Source organism: Micrococcus cohnii (genome assembly GCF_014205175.1).
Taxonomy (GTDB): Bacteria; Actinomycetota; Actinomycetes; order Actinomycetales; family Micrococcaceae; genus Micrococcus; species Micrococcus cohnii.
The window spans coordinates 1,865,236-1,885,863 of record NZ_JACHNA010000001.1 but is presented as its reverse complement, the minus strand read 5'-3'; the positions used below and the strand labels follow the sequence as shown (position 1 = coordinate 1,885,863).

The window sequence follows — 20,628 nt, the reverse complement described above, 5'->3', positions numbered from 1 at the left end:
CGACTCGTCAGTGCTTTCGGCAGGAAGCCGCCAGAAGGAGCAGGTCGTCGCAGTACTCCGTCACTGCGCGGTGGACGCTCTGCAGGCGGTGAGCGAGGGACCCCCAGGGGCGGACGTGCAGACCCTCGGGACCTTCGGAAGGTTCGATGTCAGCGAGGTCGACATCGAACTCGACGTGGAAGTCGAAGTTGGTCGGTGAGAGAACGTGCCCGGGGGAGAGGCGCAACGTGGCGAGTGTCTCGCCTGGGTGTATCACTCGGTTGCAGGCGACGTCGAGTGGCTCGACGACGTCAGGCTGGACCTGCAGTTGTGTCTTGACGAGGAAGAGAGCCAGGGGCCATGGGCTGCGGTGCCGGTCGAATCGTGCCAGGCCATGGAGGATCGCCAGGCAGTTCCAGGCGGGGAGCTCGGCATTGTAGGGCTGGATGGCCTCGAGAGCTTCAGTCAGTTCGGCTGGCAGATGCTTGTAGCGGTTGGCCTGGCTCTTCCACTGAGTTTGGTCGGTGCGGATGGGCCATTCGAGTCGTTCGGCCCCTGGAGGCGGGTTCTGCCCGGATGCGATGACGGCTGCTGTGTAGAGGCAGTTGTCCAGCGCTGCACGCATCTCGTAGAGGAACTCTCCGAGAAGGATGGACAGCTCTGCGGGGATGGGAGCCACTCGGTCGAGGCGGATGGTCACGGTTCCGTCGGTCAGGATCTCCCGGGCGATGGAGTGTGGGTGCCCCTCCAGGTATGCCGCCCACAGCTCTGCAAAGTCCAGGTAGTGGGTTCGTGCGCGGTTGAGGCGTGCGGTGAGGAGCCGGACCTCGGTGTCGGCGGAGACGTCTGGTGCGCCTGACGGAGTAGTCACGGACCCATCATGAACGGTCTAGGCCGGTGAAGGGTCGCCTGGCAGACTCTGCACACAAGGTCCTGGAGGGCGGCGTCTGTGCAGTCTTCCTCGCGTGTCGTGTGCAGTCTTCGCTGCATCTCGACAGCCGCACGCCCCTGAAGGCTTGACGACAACTCTCACTGCTCCCGACTGGATGCCCTTCCAGCGAGCATCTCCCAGTGGGAGGGGAGCGGCAGGGGTGCCAGGCGAGAGGGTGAAGCCCCCCGGTCTATGGTGATAAATGGAGCCGCCTCACCCCAGAAGCGCAACCCCCATAGCCGCGAGGCTGCCGTCTACCGGCTTTTCCAGACCAAAGAGGGGCTGTTCACCGCCACCCCCTGGGAGCCCGGTGACGAGCCCTTCTCCGACCTCGACCCGGACCACCTGGCCGAGGGGTTGCGTGGCCTCGCCTCGGGATTCGAGTGGAAGGGCCTGCGCTGGGTCATCGAGGAGCCCGCCGTCCGACGAGCCGTACTCGCAAGCCTGGACATGTTGGCCGGGCGGCTCATTGAGGCCCTCGCTTCCACCGGTAGGCCTCGTCTTGAGGCGGGCGTTGAGGTGCGCAGCCTGCTCTTCGGCGCCTACCTGACCGGCCTCGAACAGTGGCACATGGGCGGCCAGGAGTACCCCTTCGAGACCTACTTCACCCGCGCCCTCACCTCGGCAGGAGACTGACCATGTTCGATCGCTTCAAGGACGCCCTGATCCCGGGCACCAAGGTGGACACCGCAGACATCCCTGCCCGCGGTGGCGTCGTACTGCCCAATGCCCCCCTACGTGGTGACCCAGCCCGAGCCGGGTGTCTTCTGCGCCTTCCGCAAGCAGTGCCCGCACGCCGGTCGACCGGTCGATGAGGTCAGTCGCCGGGGGATCCGGTGCCCCGCCCACGGCAGCATGTTCGACCTGGCCACCGGGGAGCCGAAGAACGGCCCAGCAGGAAAGCCCTTGCGCGCCGCAAAGGTCCGCGTCGACGGCGAGCGGATCATCATCACGGGCTGACCATCCCGCCCGCTTGACGCGCGACCGCGAGGGCCGGGGCGCTACGAGCCGTGCAGCCATGGCCCCTCGTCCCCGGCGCAAACCAACACGAACACCACGATCGCCCCTGCTGCATCGCGGAAGCACTGCGGCGTGATGTGGCAACGTCCAGGACCGGTTGGTATAGATACCGGTGCAGACCCAATCGATAGGAACGATCCCTGAACATCACCGTGCTCGGCGCGACTGGTCTCCTCGGCAGCAAGATCTACGACCGGCTGCATCGCAACGGCCACGAAGTGCTCCCCGCCAGCCGTGCCACCGGCGTGGACGCCTACTCGGGTCAGGGCGTGGCGGCAGCGCTCACGGGTGCCGACGTCGTCGTCGACGCCCTGGACATGAAGACCATGTCCCGCCGCCGCGCCACGGACTTCTTCACCACTTGCGCGAAGAACATCACGGCCACTGCAGCCGAGGTCGGCGTGGGCAGACTGGTCTGCGTGTCGATCTATGGCGCCGACGACCCTGACGCTGGTCGGGCCTACGGTTACTACGCGGCCAAGGCCGCCCAAGAGCGGATCTACGCGTCCGCGCAGGTGCCGGCCACGGTGGTGCTCTCCACTCAGTGGTTCGAGCTGATCGAAGACGTGGTGCGCCGTGCATCCCTCGGCCCCGTGACCCTGCTGCCGGCCATGCGCATGGCACCACTGTCGGCCGATGCCGCAGCGGCTGCGGTCGCAGATGTCGCTATGAACCCCCATTCGGGCCCGACCGTTGTTGTTCGAGGCGCTGAGGAGGCAGACACACTTGACCTGGCGCGCGTGATCCTGCAGGAGCGCGGGTCGATCGCCGGCCGCCGTCCTCGTGTGCTGCGTCAGCTGCCGTATCTCGGCCGCGCCATCGCCGGAGGCGCTCTCCTGCCCCAGGAGGCCGACACCGTCGTTCCTGGTGGTATCCGCGACTGGGTGCGTGCAGCCCACTGACTCAGCCTCACGGACGGCGTGGGGGCCTCGTGCTTGGAGAAGGCCGGGGCTTTAGCCTGGGCCGAAATCAGGGCCGAGCGTTGCCGTCCTTCGGGAGTCCTCTGATGAATGTCTCGACGACAGGCTGAATGGGCGCTGGCCCTGCAGTGACCGCCTGACGGAAGAGCAGGCCGTCCACGAGGGCCAGCAGCTCCCAGGCCCGTCCGGAATCGTCCCGGACGCCGACCCGGCCCAGCGCCTCCTCGGCCATGGTGAGAACAACCTCGCGGACCCGGGCCGGCCCACGCAGGGACGACCACGCCGGGTCCTCGGGTGAGAGTTCGAGCAGCAGCGCATACCGGGCCCGCAGGGCCGTCACGTCCTCGCCCATCACCTGCGCGAGTTCCGCGACCTGGGCCGCGACGACGCCGATCGCCTCGTCGCACCTCTCTGGAAGCCGGCCTAGGGCGTGTTGCTAAAGGGTTTCAAGCTTTGGGTGCGCCAGTCTTGAGGGGTGTCGCGTGATGTCATCTCGGACGAGGTCTGGGCCGTGATCGGCCCGCTGTTCCCCGCGCCGAAATCCACCGGTCGGCCGCCGGTGGATCGGCGCGCGGTGGTCGAGGCCGCCGCGTGGCGCTTCCGCACGGGGGCGCCGTGGCGGGATCTGCCCGAGCGGTTCGGGAACTGGAACACGATCTACAAGAACTTCAACCGGTGGGCTGCCCAGGGCGTGTGGGAGCGGGTGCTGGAGAAGACCCAGTCCATGGCACAGCAGGCTGGCGAGCTGGATTGGGTGGCCTCGATCGATTCCACGATCGTGCGCGCCCACCAGCACGGGGCGACCCTGCCCCGCCCCACAGGGGGCCTGGATGAACTACAAGAAATCAGCGGACGAGCCGGCTGACCTTGCCATCGGACGCTCCCGCGGCGGTCTGACGACGAAGTCTCATCTGGTCTGTGATGGCAAGGGCAGGGTGCTGGCGTTCGTGGTGACCGGCGGGCAGGTGGCGGACACCTCGATGCTGGCCACCACGCTGGAGCAGATCAGCGTTGCCGGGGCCCGTGGGCGGCCCAGGGCGCGGCCTGACCGCCTGATTGCGGACAAGGGCTACCCCTCGAAGGTGAACCGGGCCTGGCTGCGCCGGCATGGCATCGCGACCGCGATCCCCGAGCGGGCCGATCAGATCGCGCACCGGCGCAGACGCCCGGGCCGGCCGATCGGCTTCGGGGAAGACCAGCGCCGCTGCTATCGGGGACGCAATGTCGTGGAGCGGTGCTTCATCCGGCTCAAGCAGTGGCGAGGGATCGCGATGCGCTCGGACAAGTACGCCCGGAACTATCACGCCGGGCTCAGCCTCGCAGCGACACTGCATTGGCTGACTACTACCCTTTAGCAACACGCCCTAGGTCGCGGGCGAGTACCGCCGGGTAGCTCGGGCCCTCGAGGAGTGTCATGAGGATGCGGGAGCGGGTCGGGTCGGCCATCGCCCGGCCCAGCCGGTTCATCACGTCCAGCCGCGAAGCAATAGTCAGCATGCGCTGGCCATACAGAACCTGCTGACCTCTCGTGTGTGGCTCCCGCTGCTGATATCTGCACATCTGCATAGGTGTATGGTCGTGGCATGAGTGTGACGCCGTTGGATTCGTGTCAGGTCACCGCCGTCCATCCGGAGAAGGTGGCGCTGACCCGGGAGAGGATCCCCGACGAGCGCGAGGCCGGCAGGTTGGCCGGGCTGTTCAAGCTCCTGGGGGACCCGCGCCGTGCCCGGGTGCTGTATGCGTTGCTGGAGGCCGGCGAGCTGTGCGTGTGTGACCTGGCGGCGTCGGTCGATGTCGCGGAGGCGTCGGTGTCCCAGATGCTGCGGGTGCTGCGTACCGCTGGGGTGGTCGAGAACCGCCGGGAGGGGCGGATGGTGTACTACCGCCTCGCTGACGGGCATGTGCGGATGCTGCTGGACGTCTCCCGTGAGCACGCCCGCCACGAGGGGCAGGGCTGATGGGGGCGGGACACAGCCATGCCCCGGCGACCGGGCATGCCGGTGGCCGCTACCGTCGGCGGCTGGCGGGGGCGTTCGCCCTGACGGCGGGCTTCTTCCTGATCGAGCTGGTCGCGGGGCTGGTGTCGGGGTCGTTGGCGCTGCTGTCGGATGCCGGGCACATGGCTGCCGATGTGGTGGTGCTGGGTGCGGCGCTGCTGGCGACGCGCATCGCGAGCCGGCCGGACTCCACAGGGCGACGCACCTATGGCTCCTACCGGGCCGAGGTGTTCGCCTCGGCGTTGGCGGTGCTGGCGATGCTCGCGATCGGGGTGTACGTGGTGGTCGAGGCCATCAGCCGGCTGGGCGACGCGCCGGAGGTGGCCTCCGGCGCCATGCTCGCGGTCGGCTTCGCCGGCCTGGTGATCAACATCATCTCCATGCTGCTGCTGCGCAGCGGGGCCAAGGACAGCCTGAACGTCAAGGGCGCCTACTACGAGGTGATCGCCGACGCCGCCGGGTCGGTGGGTGTCATGGTCGCCGGCGTGCTGATCATCCTCACCGGCCAGCCGATCTGGGACGTCGTGGTCGCGGCGCTCATCGCGGTCTTCGTCATCATCCGGGCGGTGGTTCTGGGCAGGCAGGTGATCGCGGTGCTGGGCCAGCACGCCCCGGAAGGGGTGGAACCGGAGGACGTCGCCGGTGACCTGGACGCGGTCGAGGGGGTGGAGGAGGTCCACGACCTGCACCTGTGGACCCTGACGTCGGGGATGAACGTGGCCACGGCCCACCTGGTCGCTGACCAGGGCGCGGACCACGGCGCCGTGCTTGCCGGCGCGCGCCGGGTGCTGCGCGACCGTTACGGTATCGTCCATGCCACCTTGCAGGTGGAGGGCGCCGGCAGCGACGGCTGTCACGACCTGAGCTGGTAGCACTCGGCACCGAAGCCCGCTCGCGAGAGCCGCACATGCTTGAGCAACGTCTTAGGAGCGCGCGATGACCGCGAAGCACGGCAAGGGCCCCGGGCCGGACGAGGGCCAGCGGCCGGCCCGGCGCGGGGTGGTGCTCACCCTCCTGGGGATCGGTCTGGTCGCCGCGGCTTACGTGGTGACGATCGTGGTCATGGTGGTGCGGTGACGCGGCCCAAACGGACCGCGGCCTCATGGCGGCACCGCAAGGTGGTCATCGCGTCGTCCAGTGCTGTCCTCGTCGGGTCGAGCACGTAGAGGTCGTGAAGACGTCCAGATATAGGCCTGGGACGGGAGTTCTTGCATCGACTGAACTCCCCGGTGGTTGCAGGTCCGATACGCAGGGGTGCCAGTAAGTAGGGCTGATCGGCGACCATTTTCTTGTCTCGCGCCCCGGGGCGAGGCGGTCCCCTATCGGTGTCCCTGTGTGCGGGGCAGGTTCACGCCGCGCAGCAGGAGAGCTTGGCGATGTCGGTGGTGAAGGCCTGCGCGGTGAGCTTGAGGCCTTCGGCCATGGTCAGGTAGGGGCTCCAGAGGTTGGCGACCTGGCTGGTGGTCATGCCGGCCTCGAGCATGTAGACCCCGGCGGCGGCGAGGTCGCCGGCGTCCTGGGCCAGGGCGGTAATGCCGATGATGCGGCCGGTGTCGGCGTCGGTGACCATCTTGATGAACCCGCGGGTGTCGCGGTTGACGATCGCGCGTGGGACGTGCGCGAGTGACAGGACACGGCTGTCGTAGCGGATCCCGGCAGCGGAGGCCTGCCGTTCGGTCATCCCGACGGCGGCCAGGGCGGGGCTGGTGAACACGACCCGGGGCAGGTGGCGGTAGTCGACCTCGAGGCCGGCGCCGGTGAGGGCGTTGTCGGCGACGAGGGCGCCGTGGGCCGCGGCGACGTACACGAACTGACGGTGGGCGGTGACGTCACCGGCAGCCCAGACGCGCGGGTTGGTGCTGCGCAGATGGCTGTCGACGACCACCTCGCCGTGGTCGCCGGTGCGCACGTCGACGGTGTCGAGACCGAGCGTGGCGGTGACCGGGCGGCGCCCGGTGGCGACGAGTACCTCGGCCGCCCGGAGTTCCTGTGAGCCGTCAGTGGTGGTGGCAGTGACCGTGACCTCGCCGGTGGCCGGGTCGCGGCGGACCGCGCTGGGCACCGCGCCGCGGATGATCTGGATGCCTTCGTCCGTGAAGATCTCATCCAGGGCGGTGGACGCCTCGGGTTCTTCCTGGGACGCCAGCCGTGAGCGGACCAGCATGGTGACCCGGACGCCGAGCCGAGCGAAGAGCTGGGCCTGCTCCATCGCGACGTAGCCGCCGCCGATGACCAGCAGCGACTCCGGGACGTGGTCCAGTTCCATCGCGGTGGTCGAGGTCAGGTAACCGGCCTCCTGCAGGCCGGGGACCGGCGGCGTCCAGGGCCTGGAGCCGGTGGCGATGAGGTAGTGCGCGGCCCGGACCGTCTCCACCGTGCCGTCAGGGCCGGTGACGCGCAGTGCCGGCTCGCTGGGTGTGCCGACGAACGTGGCGTCCCCGGGGTGGAGATCCCATCCGTACTCGGTGGCCAGGTCCAGGTACTTCTCGCCACGCAGTGACCCGACGAGCCGATCCTTGCCGGCGATCAAGGCGGGCATGTCGACCGGCCGGACTTCGGGGAGCGGCAGGCCGGGGAACCGGGAGGCGTCGAGTGTGACGTGGCGGGCCTCGGCGGTCGCGAGCAAGGCCTTGGAGGGCACGCACCCGGTGTTCACGCAGGTACCGCCGACGGTGCCACGCTCGATCATCACCACCCGTCTGCCGAGGTTGGTGGCGCGGATCGCGGCCGCGAACGCCGCCCCACCGGACCCGATCATTGCCAGGTCATACGACCTGCTGTTAGCCGTTGCCGTCATGAACTCCTCCTTCATCGCCCTCAGGATCGACCTTCCAGTGCACTGGAAGGTCAAGGGGGAGAATGAGTGGCATGCGGATCGGTGAGGTGGCTCGGGCGTCGGGCACGACGAGCAAGACCCTGCGGTACTACGAGGAGGTCGGGCTGCTACCCGCCGCGGACCGCACCCCGGCGGGCTACCGGGACTACGGCGCCGAGGTGCTCGACCGGCTGGACTTCATCCGCCGGGGGCAAGCGGCCGGGCTGACCCTGGCCCAGATCGGTCAGGTGCTGGACATCCGCGACCGGGGGCAGGCCCCCTGCCGGCACGTCACCGACCTGCTCGACACCCGCCTTGATGTGATCGACCGGCAACTCGCCGAGCTCGCGCAGCTACGCACCACGATCGCCGACCTGCGCGAGGACGCCGCCGCCGGCGACCCGGCCACGTGCTCCCCCGAGGATGTCTGCCGCTACCTGTGACACCGAAGTTCACGGGCCCGTTGCAGCGCATGGCGGCCCACTCTGTTGCGTTGGGGTGTTAGACCTTTCGCAACGGTTCTGTTGCGCGGGGTGCACCCTATCGCGACGCCTATTCCTCCGGCCTGCCGTCGGCCGCTGTCCCGGTGAAGGATCCCCTTGCGGGCATGCGATCTGGGCTGACGCCTGTGACCGAGTGTTCAGTTCGCGCTGTATAGTTCAGTCCATGCTGACTATTGCTTCGCGTCTCGACGTGATGAACCGCCTGGGTCGTGCACTGGCCGACCCCACTCGATCCCGGATCATCTTGACCCTGCTCGACCATCCCGCTTACCCGGCGGAACTGGCCCGAGATCTGGACCTGACACGCCCGAACGTGTCCAACCACCTGGCATGCCTGCGCGATTGCGGGATCGTCGTCTCCGAGCCCGAGGGTCGTCGGACACGATATGAGATCGCCGATTCGCACCTGGCGCAGGCGCTGACGGCACTGGTCGATGCCACCCTGGCAGTGGACGAAGACGCCCCGTGCATCGATCCCGCCTGCTCGCTTCCCGGATGCGACGCAGCTGGGGAGGGCGCATGATCCTCACCTCGGTCTTGCAGGCGATGGGCCTGTTCGCAGCGACCAACATCGACGACATCATCGTGCTCTCCCTCTTCTTCGCGCGAGGGGCAGGCCAGCGCGGCACTACCGCCCGCATTCTGGCCGGCCAGTACCTCGGATTCGCCGGCATCCTCGGTGCCGCGGTCCTGGTGACCATCGGCGCCGGAGCATTCCTGCCCTCGGCAGCCATCCCGTACTTCGGTCTCATCCCTCTGGGCCTCGGCCTCTGGGCCGCATGGCAGGCCTGGCGCGGAGGCGATGACGACGATGACGACGAGGCCAAGGTTGCCGGCAAGAAGGTCGGCGTGTGGACAGTCGCAGGCGTCACCCTTGCCAACGGCGGCGACAACATCGGCGTCTACACCCCTGTCTTCCTCAGCGTGAAACCTCTCGCAGTAGTCGCCTACTGCATCGTCTTCCTCGCGCTCGTCGCGGTCCTGGTGGCCCTGGCAAAGTTCGTCGCCACCCGCCCCCCGATCGCCGAAGTGCTCGAACGCTGGGAGCACGTCCTCTTCCCCATCGTTCTCATCGGCCTCGGCATCGTGATCCTCGTCAGCGGCGGAGCCTTCGGACTCTGACGTAGCGGCAGCGATCCAAACGGCCCCGACCGGGCGCACCCCTCTCGGTTCAGACCGCGACACCTACCTGCAGCCAGTCCTGCGTGATCGCGGCAACAAGACCGCCACGGAGCGCTGCAAAAACCCCGCCACCAAGCGAACGAAGCCACACCTGTCCGCCCGCCACATGACTCGCCACAACCGACCCGCCAGAGCGGCAGCCGCCCGTACGTTTCTGGCGGGCCCTGGGGCGCGCGGGAGCGCCCACCGGGACACCCAGATTTCACGCCGACCGGATCCCGCCTGATATGCGAAGAGTTCACCGCGCGTCGTGTGAACTCTTCGCTGCATCTCGACAGCAAGCCTCGTCCGTCATTGAGTAAAGTGACGCCCTCACTGTGCAAACTGATGGCTCAGTGATGTGCGGGTGTGGGCGTCGTCACGGCCGGGGCCCGGGCGGTTCTGACCCCTCTCCCCATCGGGCGCGCAGGTACGGGGTGCGCAGCAGTCGGGGCAGATTCCACGCCCACAGGACCGGATCCTCTGCATACGTGATGCGCTTCTTGTCCGTGCGGCCGCAGCTGCCTGAGCTCGGAACCGGAACCGGGGTCGAGTAGTCGAAGTTCGGCATATCGTCCCGGATCCGGACGTCCTCGCCGTCGACGTCGATGCGCATCACCTCGCGGGGGACGCCTTCCCAGGCGTCCATCTCGTCGACGTGGATCGTGAACATGGGCATTCTCCCTTCCTTCTGCACGGGGTGTTCTGCGTGCTGGGTGAGCAATGAGTGAGTCGGCCCGCGTCATGGCCGCGGTTCGGGCGGCTGCGCGTCCTTGCTTCTTTCCGCCCACAGGTAGGGGCCGCGCAGCAGCAGCGGGAGGTTCCATGCCCAGACGACCGGGTCCTCCGCATGCGTGACGCGGCGCTTCGTCGTGCGGCCGAACGCCTCGTAGGCCAGGACTGGGACGTCGGGGTCGAAGACGCCGTCCGGATCCCAGATGCGCACGTCCTCGCCGTCGACGACGACGCGCATCGCCTCCGTCGGCGTGCTCTCGTGGACGGCCCTGGCCATGACGTGCACGGTGAACATGAGTTCTCTTCCCTCCCATTGACGTGCTGCCACCGTAGGAGGTCGGCCGGAGACGGTAAGGGCGATCCAATGGGGGCGTCCGCTGACCGGCGTGCTTATCGTCTCGGCGCCGGTGCCTACCGTCGGAGTCGTCAGCAGCGCACGACGACCAGAGGGGAGTCTCGCCCATGCTCGCAGGAATGGACTTCGGTCAGATCGGGCTCGTGATGAGCCGGCACGACATCGAACGCAGGTTGGTGACGGCGCGGCCTGCGCTCGCCGACCACCTCATGCCTGAGTCCACGCTGCCGGGCGGCGTCGTGTTCGAGTTCCCGGGAGGGGAGCGCGTCGGCGTCGTCTGGATGCAGCTGGACGCGTCGACGGCCGGCTGGACCGTCGGCGTCGGGGCCGACACCCAGTCGTTCCGCCAGAACATGTGCCAGAGCGTCGACGAGGTCGTCGAGCGGGCGCTGACGGTGCTCGACGAGAGGCTGGCCGCGCACTCGGCAAGCTGAGCCGCTGGGCGAATCTTTCATCGGGTCGCATGGTCGGACCAGCAGGGCCGATGAAGGTCATATCAAGCTCACTTCAGCGTCAGCCTGGGGTAGACGGGTGCTCACCGCCCATTCACTGCCCGCCTCTACTCTGCCAGCGGTTGCCTCGTACCCGCACCCTCCAAGGAAGGCTGTCATGTCGATCCGCGCCCCGCACCTCAGCCGCCGTCAACTTCTCGGGCTCAGCGGCGCCGGTGCCGCCGTCCTGGCCCTCGGCGTCAACGCGCCGGGTTCGGCCTCTGCGGCACCGCTCCCGCACCGCGAGAACCTGTTTGGACTCGGAGTGGCGAGCGGTTACCCGCGCCCTGACGGCGTCGTGCTGTGGACGCGCCTGGCTCCGGAGCCGCTTGCGGAGGACGGGCACGGCGGCATGCCTCTGCGTCCGGTACCGGTGAAATGGGAGGTTGCCGAGACGGCGGACTTCCGGCGTATCGTCGCTCGCGGCACGGCCCTGGCCCAACCGGAGCTGGCCCATTCCGTGCACCCGCGCGTCGAGGGGCTGAAGGCGGGCACCGAGCACTACTACCGCTTCACCGTGGGGCCGCGGACGAGTCCCGTGGGGCGTTTCCGCACCCTGCCAGCCGCTGGGGACGCAGCCGACCGATTCAGCGTCGGGCTCATCTCCTGTCAGGCCTGGTACCACGGCCACTTCAGCGCTCACCGGCACCTGGCACAGGAGGAGGACCTCGACCTGACCGTCTTCCTGGGCGACTACATCTACGAGTACGGCATCACCTCCGCGAACCTCTGGCGTCAGGGCGCCGAGGTCACGCCCGCCCACGCGGTGGAGACGGAGACGCTGGAGCAGTATCGGCTCCGGTACGCGCTCACGAAGTCGGATCCGCACCTGCAGGCGCTCCACGCCCGTGCGGCCTCGGTGGCTATCTGGGACGACCACGAGGTGCAGAACAACTATGTGGCTGCCGAGTCCGCCACGGGCATTTCGGCGGAACTCTTCGCGCACCGAATCGCCGTTGCGTACCGGGCCTTCTACGAGAACCTGCCTGTGGACCTCGACGCGCTGCCCACCGGCCCGGAGTCCGACATCCTCGCGGGGATCGACGTCGGCACCCTGGCTCGGATCACGCTCATGGACACCCGTCAGTACCGGGACGCCCCGCCCACGGACGAGGCGGACCGCGCCCGGGACGATCGCAGCATGTTGGGAGCGAACCAGGAGCGATGGGTCACCAACCGGCTGCGAACCTCGCGTGCGCAGTGGAACGTGCTGGCCGGGGGCGTCGTGCTGGCCCCCGTCTCCGAGGACCGTCACGACCAGTGGGATGGCTACCCTGCGGCCCGGCGCCGCCTGCTCAGGGAGATGCGCCGATCCGGCAACGCGGTCATGCTCACTGGGGACATTCACAAGCACGTCGCCGCCGAGCTGCGGGGGGAGGCTGCCGGCCTCGAGTCCGGGCCGGCCGGCGTCGAGCTGGTGGCGACCTCAGCCGCCTCCGATGGCGATGGTGCCCGGACGGACAAGTACACGAAGGACTGGACCCGGCATGACTATGTGCGCCATTACGACGGCCGCCGCGGGTATCTGCATGTGATGTTCACCTCGGACCAGCTGACGTCCTCGTTCTGGGTGGTGCCGTGGGTGGAGTCGGACGACACCGCTCCCAAGGAACTCAGCGCCCGCTTCACGACCCCCGCCGGCAGCAGCCGCCTGATCGAGGACTGAGGAGAACACCGATGAGCAACAAGCCGCAGACCGTCACCGATGTGACCGCCGTCGGCGCGATCGCCTGCGTCGAGCTCAGCTGGGCACCGCTGCCGTGGGAGCCGCTGATCGACCACTACCGGGTGTACGCCGCCCCGACGCCGCAGCGGGCGGCCGCCGTGAAGGAGGCTGATCTGGTCGGCAAGACGGTGTACCCGCGCTTCGTGCACAAGGGGCTCGATCCGGTTGGTCAGCGGCTGCACTACGTCGTCGTTGCCGTCTCCGACGCCGGTCGGCGGTCGCGGCCCTCGACTCCGGTCCTCGGTGAGTCGCAGGCCTCCGTGACGGCGACCGGTCGCGAGCTGGCCCGCGTCGGCGACTTCGACGGGCGCACCCTGGAGCTACGTTTTGCCCCCGCGCAGTACGCGAAGATCGCCGCCGCGCACCCGGAAGGTGTGATCGAGGTGGCCGCGGGTGAGGGCCAGGCTGGCCGTTGGCCGTACCTGCTGCCCGGCCCCGGCGACGCCTGGGCAGGGCGCAAGGCGTACCGGCTGCGCTGGTCGGTTAGCCTCGACGCTGCCCCGAGTCTCCCCGTGGACTTGGCTGTGTGGCTTGTGGACACAACGCGCCTGGGTGGCCGCCTGGACGTGTCCGTCAACGGGGCGGCCGCACAGTCCGTTGACCTGCCCAAGGGGGCCACGCGGGGGTCGCGCGACGGCGATGCGACGCTGCCCGGATCCACCCTGCTGCGCTCGTTCCACGAGTTCGAGCTTCCCGGCGGCGCCCTGAACGTCGGGGAGAACCTGGTGGAATTCACCCTGTCCGAGGGCGGCTGGGTCGCGTGGGACGCCGTGGGCCTGTACTCGCGGAGGGGCTGAGACACGGTAGGGCGATGCTGGTTTCGCCATGACCGAAAAGGGCCGGGTGCGTTGTCGCGCTGCAGTCCCATCTCGGCGCAGCCGGTGGGGACGCGATGGGATGGACACCCGTTTCGATTCTGCGATCGGCCAGACACTTCCGGGCCTGACTGGTGACCTCGTCTGCTCGATGCCGTCCTACTACGTGCCGAGTCGGCGTCGTTATCCCAGATCGAGAACATCACCGCCGGGGTCAAAACTCGCTCGCTCGCTACCCTCGCGGGAGATGACGCGGTCCACTGCCGCACCCACCCCACACCGTTCAGTTCCTGCCGCCACGCCATGAACGCCTCACCGAGGCCATGGCGGAGGCTGGGGCTTGTCATGCTGCAGCCGGCGAATGCGCTGCACCGCAACCGGGTGTGGCTCGCGCCCTCGGCAAGCTGAGCCAGCCTTAACGTCTCGGCGCCCTCGTCAGACTGGGCCGGTCACAGCGTCGTCGGCACCTCAGTGCCTGCGGCGCGCTTCCCCTGCTGACGTCCCAAGGAGCACCACCGCCCATGATGGGTCCCTCCCACGCCGCGACCGGAGCCGCCGCCTGGCTCGCGCTGACCGGTCCGATCTCGCCCGTCGCCGCCCTGCACATGCCGCCCGAGCTGCAGCTGCTCGGCGCGCTCACCACCGCCGGCGCCGCCCTCATCAGCGACTGGGACCACCCGCGCGCGACCATCGCGCACGCCCTGCCGCCCGTCACCGAATGGATCTCCCGCGGCATCCGCGCCGTCGCCGGCGGCCACCGCCAGGGCACCCACTCGCTGCTGGGCATCGCCGCGTTCACCGCCGTCGCGGTCGCCGCGGCGAACCTGCAGGTGCCGATCGGCGGGCGCGTCTACGCCCCCGGCCAGGGCATCATCGCCGCGTTCCTCGTCGCCGTCGCCGCGAAGGCGCTGCGCCTGCTGCCCGGCCGCGGGTTCGTCGCCGGCTGGCTGCTCGGCGCGGCCGTCGCCGTGCTCGGCACCGTCCTCGGCGGCGGGCTCTGGTGGATCCCCGCCTCCGTCGCGATCGGCGTCACCGTGCACATCCTCGGCGACGCCCTCACCTGCGTCGGCGTGCCCCTGCTGTGGCCCGCGCGCCCGCGCCCGCCGCTTCCCCTGCCCTTCTGGACGTCCACCGGACGGTTCCGGCTCTCCCTGCTCGGCACCACCGGCTCGTGGCGCGAGTGGGCGTTCGTCTCGATCGTCACCGCCTACACGATCGTCCGGGCCGTCAGCCTGGTTCCGGCGACGGGGCGGGCGATCGCGGCGGCGGTGGGGTAACGGCGCGAGGTTCCGGTGGGGCTGTTGCTGAGGGAAGAGCTCCACACGGGTCGCTCGAGCGGGCGGTATGGGTGGGTGCGGTCACGCGTGCGGGCGGAAAGAGCGGGTGTGGTCACGCCAGCGGGCGGAATGAGGTGCGAATCGGCTCGTATACCGCCCATTGGCGTGACCGCTCGGGTGGTTTGCGCCCTCTGCCGTGACTGCTCGCGTGGTTTCCGCCCACGCCCGTGACTGCTCGCCTGATGACGGCGCACCGGCGCGACTGCTCATATGACGACAGACCACCGCCACGACTGCTCCCGCCGATCCTGCTCCCGCCGACGCCGCCCGCCGACGTGCCTGCCCCGTAGGCTCACCGCCCGGTTCACCGCGGATCGCGCTCGCAGGACTCCCCGTCGCCGTCCCCGTCGCTCTTCGCGCGGTACTCCTCGTCCTGACCCTCGCGGGCCGGGCGGTCCAGCCGGTCCCAGACCTGGGCGCAGGTGAGCGCCTCCTCGTCCTCGTCCTCGCCGGAACCGGCGGCAGAATCCGGGCCGGCGCTCGGCTCCTGCCCCCGCTGACGGAACGCCCCGTCGTCGGGCCGCTGGGTGCCGCCGAACCAGGCGCGGTCGTCCTCGCCCGGCGTCCGATGGCCGGGGCACTGGGCGAGCGTCTCGGCCATCGCCCGCTTCTCCGCCCGCGTCACCGACAGGCCGTAGGCGTCCTTCACCCCGATCTGCCGGGCGGTCAGCGCGCACGCGTAGTCCGCGTTCTCGGGGCTCCAGGCGTCCGCGCTGCGGTCCGACTTCGACTGGTTCGCCGGCCCGGACACCGCCAGCAGGTTCGCCGGGTCGTTCGCCAGCGCCAGCCGCTCCCGCTGGCTCAACCGGTCCGCGCCCGACGCCCACGCGTCTGAGAGCGCGACGACGTGGTCGATCTGCACCCCGCGGAACGGGTCGCCCGCCGGCTGTGGCCCCGACGCGTGCGTCACCACGCGCAGCGTGTACGGGTCGTGCAGCAGCCCGAACGCCACCGTGCAGTCGTCGTCGGTGGCTCGCTCCACCTCGTCCAGGTCCGCCGCGAGGATCTCGTTCCGGGTGTCGCAGCCGTCGCCGTCCAGGTCCGCCCAGCCGTCGCCGAACTGCGCTTCACGGTCGTAGCGCGACGCCGGCCGGTCGTCCGCCCCGCGTACCGGCAGCCCCGCCAGCACCTGCGCCGCATCGGCCTCGCGCAGCGGCTGCACTCCCGACCCCGGCGCGGTCTGCCGGGCGTCGGCGATCGTGCCCCGCACCCCGTCCTCGAGCGCTCCCACGACCACGTCGCAGCCGGTGAGCGTCACGGCCAGCGCGAGGCCGACCAGGAACACGGGCGCGCCGCGCCGGCCTCGATGAGGACGGCCTCGACGAGGACGGCGGTGCAGCGGGGGAGCAGGCGTCGAGGGCATTCGACCCACGATGCCCCACGCCCTGTATCGATCGGCGCCGGCGCGCCGAGCGAGCCCCTGGCCTGGAGCGATGCGACGGTCGTCTCGGGTGTGATCGGCCCGGATATGCGTATAGTCACAGCAACAATTCGCGATCGGGAGACCCTCATGGAGACCTTCGTCTCGAAAGTCAACTCGATCATGTGGAGCCTTCCCATGGTCGTCATCCTGCTGCTCATCGGCGTGTACTTCACGATCCGCATGGGCGCCCCGCAGCTGCGCCTGATCCGGGACATGGTCGGCCAGCTCTTCCACGGCGGCACCTCCAGCGCCGGCATCAGCTCGTTCCAGTCCTTCTCGATGGCGCTGGGCGGCCGCATCGGCGTGGCGAACATCGCCGGCGTGGCCGTCGCCATCCATCTCGGCGGCCCCGGCGCCCTGTTCTGGATGTGGATCACCGCGATCCTCGGCGCCCCCGTGGCCATCGCGGAGAGCTCCCTGGCGCAGCTGTACAAGCACAAGGTCGGCGGCGAGTACCGCGGCGGCCCCGCCTACTACATCCTTGAGGGGCTCGGCCGGCACTGGCGGTGGCTCGCCGTCGCCTACGCCGCCGCCACCGTCTTCGCCACCACCCTGACGGGTCCGCAGATCCAGGCCAACGCCGTCACCGCCGCGACGACCGAGGCATGGGGCCTGGACCCGCTGTGGGTCGGCATCGGCATGGCCGTGCTGTTCTGCGTCGTCGTGTTCGGCGGCATGCACCGCGTCGGCCGGGTCGCCGGCTACGTCGTCACGGTCATGGCGGCCGCCTACATCCTGGTGGGCGTGCTCGTGGTGGCCATCATGTGGCAGCAGGTGCCGGCCATGTTCGGGCTGATCTTCTCCTCGGCCTTCGCCGCGGAGTCCGCCTATGCCGGCATGCTCGGCGCGGCCATCTCCTGGGGCGTGCGCCGCGCGATCTACTCGACGGAGATCGGTACCGGTTCCGGCGCCCAGGCCTCGGCCGCCGCGAACGTCTCCCACCCGGTGAAGCAGGGCCTGGCCCAGGGCTTCTCCGCGTACATCGACACGCTGTTCGTCTGCACCGTCACCGGCCTGATGATCCTCGCGACGAACAGCTTCAACGTCGTCGGACCCGACGAGAAGACGCCCATCGTCACCCACCTGCCCGGCGTGGAGGAGGGGCCGGCGTTCACGCAGATCGCGATCGACTCGGTGCTGCCGCACTTCGGCCCGCCGATGGTCGCCGTCGCCGTGTTCCTGTTCGCGTTCACCACGCTGCTCTCCTTCGCGTTCTACGCGGAGACGAACCTCGCCTACCTGATCCCGAACCTGACGGTGCAGGGCGTGGCGATCACGCTCGCCCGCCTGCTGTTGGCCTGTTCCATGGTGTTCGGTGCGACGCAGACCTCCGCGTTCTCGTGGGGGCTCGCTGACCTCGGCGTCGGCCTGTACACGTGGGTGAACATCCTCGCCCTCGTGCTGCTCTCCGGCATGGCCATCAAGCTGGTCAAGGACTACGACCGGCAGCGCAAGGCCGGCGAGGACCCGGTGTTCGACCCGGCCGTGCTCGGCATCGAGAACGCGCCGCTGTGGTCGCAGATCCACGCCGAGTACCGCCGCACCGGTGACGCCGACGCCGCGATGGACCACGTCGCCGACCATGCCCCGGACACCCGTGAGATGCCGGTGATCACACCGGAGATGCGGCGGCAGGACTGACGGCGGTCATCTCCGCGAGCCGCGCGGGATCGGCGCTGCGCCGCGGTCCGGGCACCCGGCGCGGTGCGGGTGCGCCACGTCCGAGCAGTCGGTCCAGAAGGCTCACATGCAGTCCCAGTGGTAGAGGGGACGGGAGTAGTCGCGGTTCCGGGCCTGCTCTTCGGTCACGTAGAAGTGACCGACACCGGAATCGCCCCACATCAGCGTGGGTGAGTCGGAGTCCAGCTGCAGCAGCTGCACCGTGTAATCGGCCTCCGACTCGGATTCCAGCCGCGGATCCCACTGGGTGAACACGGAGCGCCCGCCCACGCGGTGGTACGGGAAGTCGGGGACCGAGCCGTCGTCGCCGGGGACGAAGCTCATGGACGCCTCCGTCGGCACGTACCCTTGCCGCTCGCGGTCCCAGCTGGTCTCGAGCGGCGAGTTGTCCTCGAGGTCGGTCGGGTCCACCGTGTACCGGTCGGCGACGTCGGCGGCCGTGACGGTCTCGTCGACGTCCGGGTGGTAGGTCACCGCGCCCCCGCCCTCGCGTTCCAGTCCGCAGAGGATGTCGATCGCGTGCCAGAACTGCAGCAGGCCGCGCTCGGGGAGCACCGGCGTGGCCGACGCCTCCTCGCAGCGGATCTGCGCGAGGAACGCCATCTGCGTGCCGTCCGGGGCCGTCGGCGGCTGCTGCCCGGGCGGCAGGTACGGCGGGCCGCCGACCTTGCTCGTCGTCAGCGGCAGGTTCGTGCCGGGGGTCAGGCTGACGCGCAGCCCCGGCAACGAGAGAGGCGCGGGGTCGGCCTGGCCCATGTCCTCCTCGGACGTCCCCTCGGTGTGGGCGGCGCTGAAGTCCTGCGCCTGCTCGGCAAGCCACCCGATGAGGTTCACGCCGGTGCGTGCCTCGAGTTGGGAGATCGGCACGAGGCGCTGACCGCCGTGCTCGTCGTCGACGGTGGCCACGGACGACTGGGCGGTGAACGCCGCGGACACGGTCCTGTAGTCCTCTGGCCCGTCGAGCATCGTCGCGAGGATCCACTCTCCGGCGTACTCGTGCAGCAGCAGGCCGAGGGAGCCGGGTACCGAGCGCATGCCGTCGGCGCCGGCGCGCCACAGCGTCGTGGTGAGGTCCTCGTCCTCCTGGTGGAGTGCGGCGGCCAGCAGCAGGGCGTCGGTGGCCGAGGGCGGGGACAGCGGGACGCCGGCGCTCTGGACCACGTCTGGCCGCGGTTCGGTCACGAGCGCGGCGGCCTCGGGGCGGCCGACGTCGAGAGGGTGGCGCTGCGTCCGGTGCTGGTGCAGCAGCCAGGAGATCCGGGCGGCCGACGAGCCTGCCCAGTGGTCGTTGAGCTTATGCGAGGCGGCCGGGGCGTCCGGGCGCCGGTCCAGGGCGTTCGCCACGCGGTGCCAGCTGTGGCGGTCGACGCGCAGCGCCTCGGCCGCCTCGCCGAACCGGGCCTGCATCGTCAGCGCGGGGACCTGCTCCGGGGAGCCCGGTTCCCGAGCGCTCGCGTCGTCCGGGCGGATGAGCAGGGCGACGGGGCCCTCGGGGCGCGGCTCGAGGCGCACGAGATACGCCCAGTCCGGGGCGGTGCTCAGGTCCACGACGCGATCGAGCACGGCGAGCAGATAGGCGGACATATCGGGCGGGCAGGGTGTCCACGCGGTGCGGTCGGCCCGACGGCGCAACAGACGGTTAAGGAAGCTCACGACACCACTGTGAGCCACGCCCCGCCGCCAGGCCAGAGGTGAGCACGGCCGGAGACGCGGCTCGAGGTCCGACGGCTGGAGTGCCCATGGAACAGTGAGGCGATTGCCAGCCGATCCCATGCTTCTCGAGGCTTCATTCCCCTTCCAGTGCCCTCATAGCTTGGGTTCCGCCAGTGCACGGCATGACCGAACCATGTGAACAGCGAAGCGTTCGTGAGCACCCCCGTGCTCGTGAGGAGATGACTGCCATGACCGTCGAGACCACTGCACAGACCCCTGCTCAGACCCCCGTCCGCCGCACGCTCGGCGCCTCGGCCGCGCTGCTGGCCGTCGCCGGTCTCGGCCTGGCTGCCGCCCCGGCCGCGTCGGCCGCCGAGGGCACCGCCACTGCGGACCTCAGCGTTCGCGCGGAGACCAACACCGGCTCCGCCGTGCTCGCGACCATCCCGTCCGGCGCCGCCGTCGACGTCCAGTGCCAGGCTGCCGGTGAGCACATCGACGGCACCTACTCGACCGACCAGTGGGGCAAGGTCACCCACGACGGTCAGACCGGGTACGTCTCCCGCGCCTACCTGACCATCCTCGACGCGAACGGCCTCGTCGCGTGCGGCGAGGGTGAGGCCCCGGCGCCGACCCCGGCACCGGAGCCGGGCATCAGCGCCGACCGGCAGCAGGTGCTCGACCGCGGCCGGCACTGGGTGCAGCAGGGCCTGCCCTACTCGATGGAGGCCTACGCGCCCGGCCCGGACGCGGACGGGTACCAGTTCCGCACGGACTGCTCCGGCATGATCGCGATGGCCTACAACCTGCGCGACCAGAGCTACTCGACCGTGAACCTGCCCGAGAAGTTCCACGAGATCGACAAGAACGACCTGCAGCCCGGCGACATCGTCGGCAACCTCGGCCCCGGCAGCGCGGGCGCGAACGGGCACGTCGTGATCTTCAACGGCTGGACCGACGAGTCCAAGACCACGTTCCACACCATCGAGCAGGCCGGCGGCGTCGGTGCCACCGAGCGCACCGCCACGTGGGGCGCCGACTTCTGGAACCAGCACGCCTACCGCCTGAACGGCTGGTGATCCTCCGC

The 20,628-nt window shown here is 69.7% G+C and carries 24 protein-coding genes and 1 pseudogene; 17 read left to right on the top strand and 8 right to left on the bottom strand.

Going from position 1 to position 20,628, the window contains the following annotated elements; genetic code table 11:
- Positions 1 to 7: 7 nt before the first annotated feature.
- Positions 8 to 850, bottom strand: a complete 843-nt coding sequence (locus tag HDA30_RS08580) for a hypothetical protein (protein WP_102708710.1) — start codon at positions 848 to 850, stop codon at positions 8 to 10.
- 252 nt (positions 851 to 1,102) lie between these two features.
- On the opposite strand from HDA30_RS08580, the gene HDA30_RS08575 reads away from it, so the two are divergent.
- The 3 genes from HDA30_RS08575 to HDA30_RS08565 all read left to right on the top strand — a co-directional run bounded on the left by HDA30_RS08575 (position 1,103) and on the right by HDA30_RS08565 (position 2,832).
- Positions 1,103 to 1,546, top strand: a complete 444-nt coding sequence (locus tag HDA30_RS08575; protein WP_158496199.1) for a hypothetical protein — start codon at positions 1,103 to 1,105, stop codon at positions 1,544 to 1,546.
- Between the two features lie 102 nt (positions 1,547 to 1,648).
- Entirely contained in the window at positions 1,649 to 1,870 is a 222-nt protein-coding gene (locus HDA30_RS08570) for a Rieske 2Fe-2S domain-containing protein (RefSeq protein WP_184241845.1), read from the top strand.
- A gap of 212 nt (positions 1,871 to 2,082) precedes the next feature.
- A complete protein-coding gene (locus HDA30_RS08565; protein WP_184241843.1) occupies positions 2,083 to 2,832 on the top strand; it encodes an SDR family oxidoreductase in 750 nt (249 codons plus the stop codon).
- Positions 2,833 to 2,899: 67 nt separating this feature from the next.
- Here HDA30_RS08565 and HDA30_RS08560 read toward each other — a convergent pair whose 3' ends face one another.
- Positions 2,900 to 3,244 (bottom strand): hypothetical protein, encoded by a 345-nt coding sequence (locus HDA30_RS08560; protein WP_343059366.1) that lies wholly within the window; start codon positions 3,242 to 3,244, stop codon positions 2,900 to 2,902.
- Between the two features lie 81 nt (positions 3,245 to 3,325).
- Here HDA30_RS08560 and HDA30_RS10825 point away from each other — a divergent pair, with 81 nt between their 5' ends.
- On the top strand, positions 3,326 to 3,715 hold the full coding sequence (locus tag HDA30_RS10825) for an IS5 family transposase (RefSeq protein WP_425488394.1): 390 nt from the start codon (positions 3,326 to 3,328) through the stop codon (positions 3,713 to 3,715).
- Complete coding sequence (locus tag HDA30_RS10820) at positions 3,681 to 4,205, top strand: IS5 family transposase (RefSeq protein WP_425488393.1); 525 nt, start codon at positions 3,681 to 3,683, stop codon at positions 4,203 to 4,205. The genes HDA30_RS10825 and HDA30_RS10820 overlap by 35 nt, the downstream gene beginning before the upstream one ends.
- A 10-nt stretch (positions 4,206 to 4,215) precedes the next feature.
- On the opposite strand, the pseudogene HDA30_RS10565 reads toward HDA30_RS10820, so the two are convergent.
- Positions 4,216 to 4,347: pseudogene (locus HDA30_RS10565) on the bottom strand (ArsR family transcriptional regulator); the annotation flags it as partial.
- Between the two features lie 86 nt (positions 4,348 to 4,433).
- Here HDA30_RS10565 and HDA30_RS08545 point away from each other — a divergent pair.
- The 3 genes from HDA30_RS08545 to HDA30_RS08535 all read left to right on the top strand — a co-directional run bounded on the left by HDA30_RS08545 (position 4,434) and on the right by HDA30_RS08535 (position 5,924).
- On the top strand, positions 4,434 to 4,808 hold the full coding sequence (locus tag HDA30_RS08545) for an ArsR/SmtB family transcription factor (protein WP_158496204.1): 375 nt from the start codon (positions 4,434 to 4,436) through the stop codon (positions 4,806 to 4,808).
- Positions 4,808 to 5,719 carry a cation diffusion facilitator family transporter gene (locus HDA30_RS08540; protein WP_158496205.1) on the top strand — a complete coding sequence of 304 codons (912 nt, stop codon included), beginning with the start codon at positions 4,808 to 4,810 and terminating at the stop codon, positions 5,717 to 5,719. The genes HDA30_RS08545 and HDA30_RS08540 overlap by 1 nt, the downstream gene beginning before the upstream one ends.
- A 64-nt stretch (positions 5,720 to 5,783) precedes the next feature.
- Positions 5,784 to 5,924: a hypothetical protein gene (locus HDA30_RS08535; protein WP_002854087.1), complete on the top strand. Its 141-nt coding sequence runs from the start codon at positions 5,784 to 5,786 to the stop codon at positions 5,922 to 5,924.
- A gap of 271 nt (positions 5,925 to 6,195) precedes the next feature.
- On the opposite strand, the gene merA is transcribed toward HDA30_RS08535, so the two are convergent.
- Positions 6,196 to 7,644 carry a mercury(II) reductase gene (merA, locus tag HDA30_RS08530; protein WP_425488392.1) on the bottom strand — a complete coding sequence of 483 codons (1,449 nt, stop codon included), beginning with the start codon at positions 7,642 to 7,644 and terminating at the stop codon, positions 6,196 to 6,198.
- Between the two features lie 71 nt (positions 7,645 to 7,715).
- Here merA and HDA30_RS08525 point away from each other — a divergent pair, with 71 nt between their 5' ends.
- From HDA30_RS08525 to HDA30_RS08515, 3 genes are all read left to right on the top strand, one after another.
- Positions 7,716 to 8,105: a heavy metal-responsive transcriptional regulator gene (locus tag HDA30_RS08525; RefSeq protein ID WP_036382791.1), complete on the top strand. Its 390-nt coding sequence runs from the start codon at positions 7,716 to 7,718 to the stop codon at positions 8,103 to 8,105.
- Positions 8,106 to 8,328: 223 nt separating this feature from the next.
- The gene (gene cmtR, locus HDA30_RS08520; RefSeq protein WP_006590980.1) at positions 8,329 to 8,688 is read left to right on the top strand and encodes a Cd(II)/Pb(II)-sensing metalloregulatory transcriptional regulator CmtR; all 360 of its coding nucleotides are present in this window, start codon (positions 8,329 to 8,331) and stop codon (positions 8,686 to 8,688) included.
- On the top strand, positions 8,685 to 9,287 hold the full coding sequence (locus HDA30_RS08515) for a cadmium resistance transporter (RefSeq protein ID WP_184241841.1): 603 nt from the start codon (positions 8,685 to 8,687) through the stop codon (positions 9,285 to 9,287). Before cmtR ends, HDA30_RS08515 begins: the two co-directional genes overlap by 4 nt.
- Positions 9,288 to 9,705: 418 nt before the next feature.
- Here the strand turns inward: HDA30_RS08515 and HDA30_RS08510 are convergent, their stop codons facing one another.
- Positions 9,706 to 10,005, bottom strand: coding sequence for a hypothetical protein (locus HDA30_RS08510; RefSeq protein WP_158496209.1), 300 nt, complete (start codon positions 10,003 to 10,005; stop codon positions 9,706 to 9,708).
- A 63-nt stretch (positions 10,006 to 10,068) separates the two neighbouring features.
- Positions 10,069 to 10,356, bottom strand: a complete 288-nt coding sequence (locus HDA30_RS08505) for a hypothetical protein (RefSeq protein WP_158496210.1) — start codon at positions 10,354 to 10,356, stop codon at positions 10,069 to 10,071.
- Positions 10,357 to 10,523: 167 nt separating this feature from the next.
- Here HDA30_RS08505 and HDA30_RS08500 point away from each other — a divergent pair, with 167 nt between their 5' ends.
- From HDA30_RS08500 to HDA30_RS08485, 4 genes are all read left to right on the top strand, one after another.
- Positions 10,524 to 10,850: a hypothetical protein gene (locus tag HDA30_RS08500; RefSeq protein ID WP_158496211.1), complete on the top strand. Its 327-nt coding sequence runs from the start codon at positions 10,524 to 10,526 to the stop codon at positions 10,848 to 10,850.
- 175 nt (positions 10,851 to 11,025) lie between these two features.
- Positions 11,026 to 12,573 (top strand): alkaline phosphatase D family protein, encoded by a 1,548-nt coding sequence (locus HDA30_RS08495; RefSeq protein WP_184241839.1) that lies wholly within the window; start codon positions 11,026 to 11,028, stop codon positions 12,571 to 12,573.
- Between the two features lie 11 nt (positions 12,574 to 12,584).
- Positions 12,585 to 13,430 carry a polysaccharide lyase family protein gene (locus HDA30_RS08490; RefSeq protein WP_184241837.1) on the top strand — a complete coding sequence of 282 codons (846 nt, stop codon included), beginning with the start codon at positions 12,585 to 12,587 and terminating at the stop codon, positions 13,428 to 13,430.
- 539 nt (positions 13,431 to 13,969) lie between these two features.
- Positions 13,970 to 14,725 (top strand): metal-dependent hydrolase, encoded by a 756-nt coding sequence (locus HDA30_RS08485; RefSeq protein ID WP_184241835.1) that lies wholly within the window; start codon positions 13,970 to 13,972, stop codon positions 14,723 to 14,725.
- Positions 14,726 to 15,089: 364 nt separating this feature from the next.
- Here the strand turns inward: HDA30_RS08485 and HDA30_RS08480 are convergent, their stop codons facing one another.
- Positions 15,090 to 16,148: a GmrSD restriction endonuclease domain-containing protein gene (locus HDA30_RS08480; protein WP_184241833.1), complete on the bottom strand. Its 1,059-nt coding sequence runs from the start codon at positions 16,146 to 16,148 to the stop codon at positions 15,090 to 15,092.
- A gap of 147 nt (positions 16,149 to 16,295) precedes the next feature.
- Here HDA30_RS08480 and HDA30_RS08475 point away from each other — a divergent pair, with 147 nt between their 5' ends.
- Positions 16,296 to 17,849: an alanine/glycine:cation symporter family protein gene (locus HDA30_RS08475; protein WP_158496216.1), complete on the top strand. Its 1,554-nt coding sequence runs from the start codon at positions 16,296 to 16,298 to the stop codon at positions 17,847 to 17,849.
- A gap of 102 nt (positions 17,850 to 17,951) precedes the next feature.
- On the opposite strand, the gene HDA30_RS10775 is transcribed toward HDA30_RS08475, so the two are convergent.
- Positions 17,952 to 19,541 carry a YwqG family protein gene (locus HDA30_RS10775; protein WP_184241831.1) on the bottom strand — a complete coding sequence of 530 codons (1,590 nt, stop codon included), beginning with the start codon at positions 19,539 to 19,541 and terminating at the stop codon, positions 17,952 to 17,954.
- Between the two features lie 248 nt (positions 19,542 to 19,789).
- On the opposite strand from HDA30_RS10775, the gene HDA30_RS08465 reads away from it, so the two are divergent.
- Positions 19,790 to 20,620: an SH3 domain-containing protein gene (locus HDA30_RS08465; RefSeq protein WP_184241829.1), complete on the top strand. Its 831-nt coding sequence runs from the start codon at positions 19,790 to 19,792 to the stop codon at positions 20,618 to 20,620.
- Positions 20,621 to 20,628 lie beyond the last annotated feature (8 nt).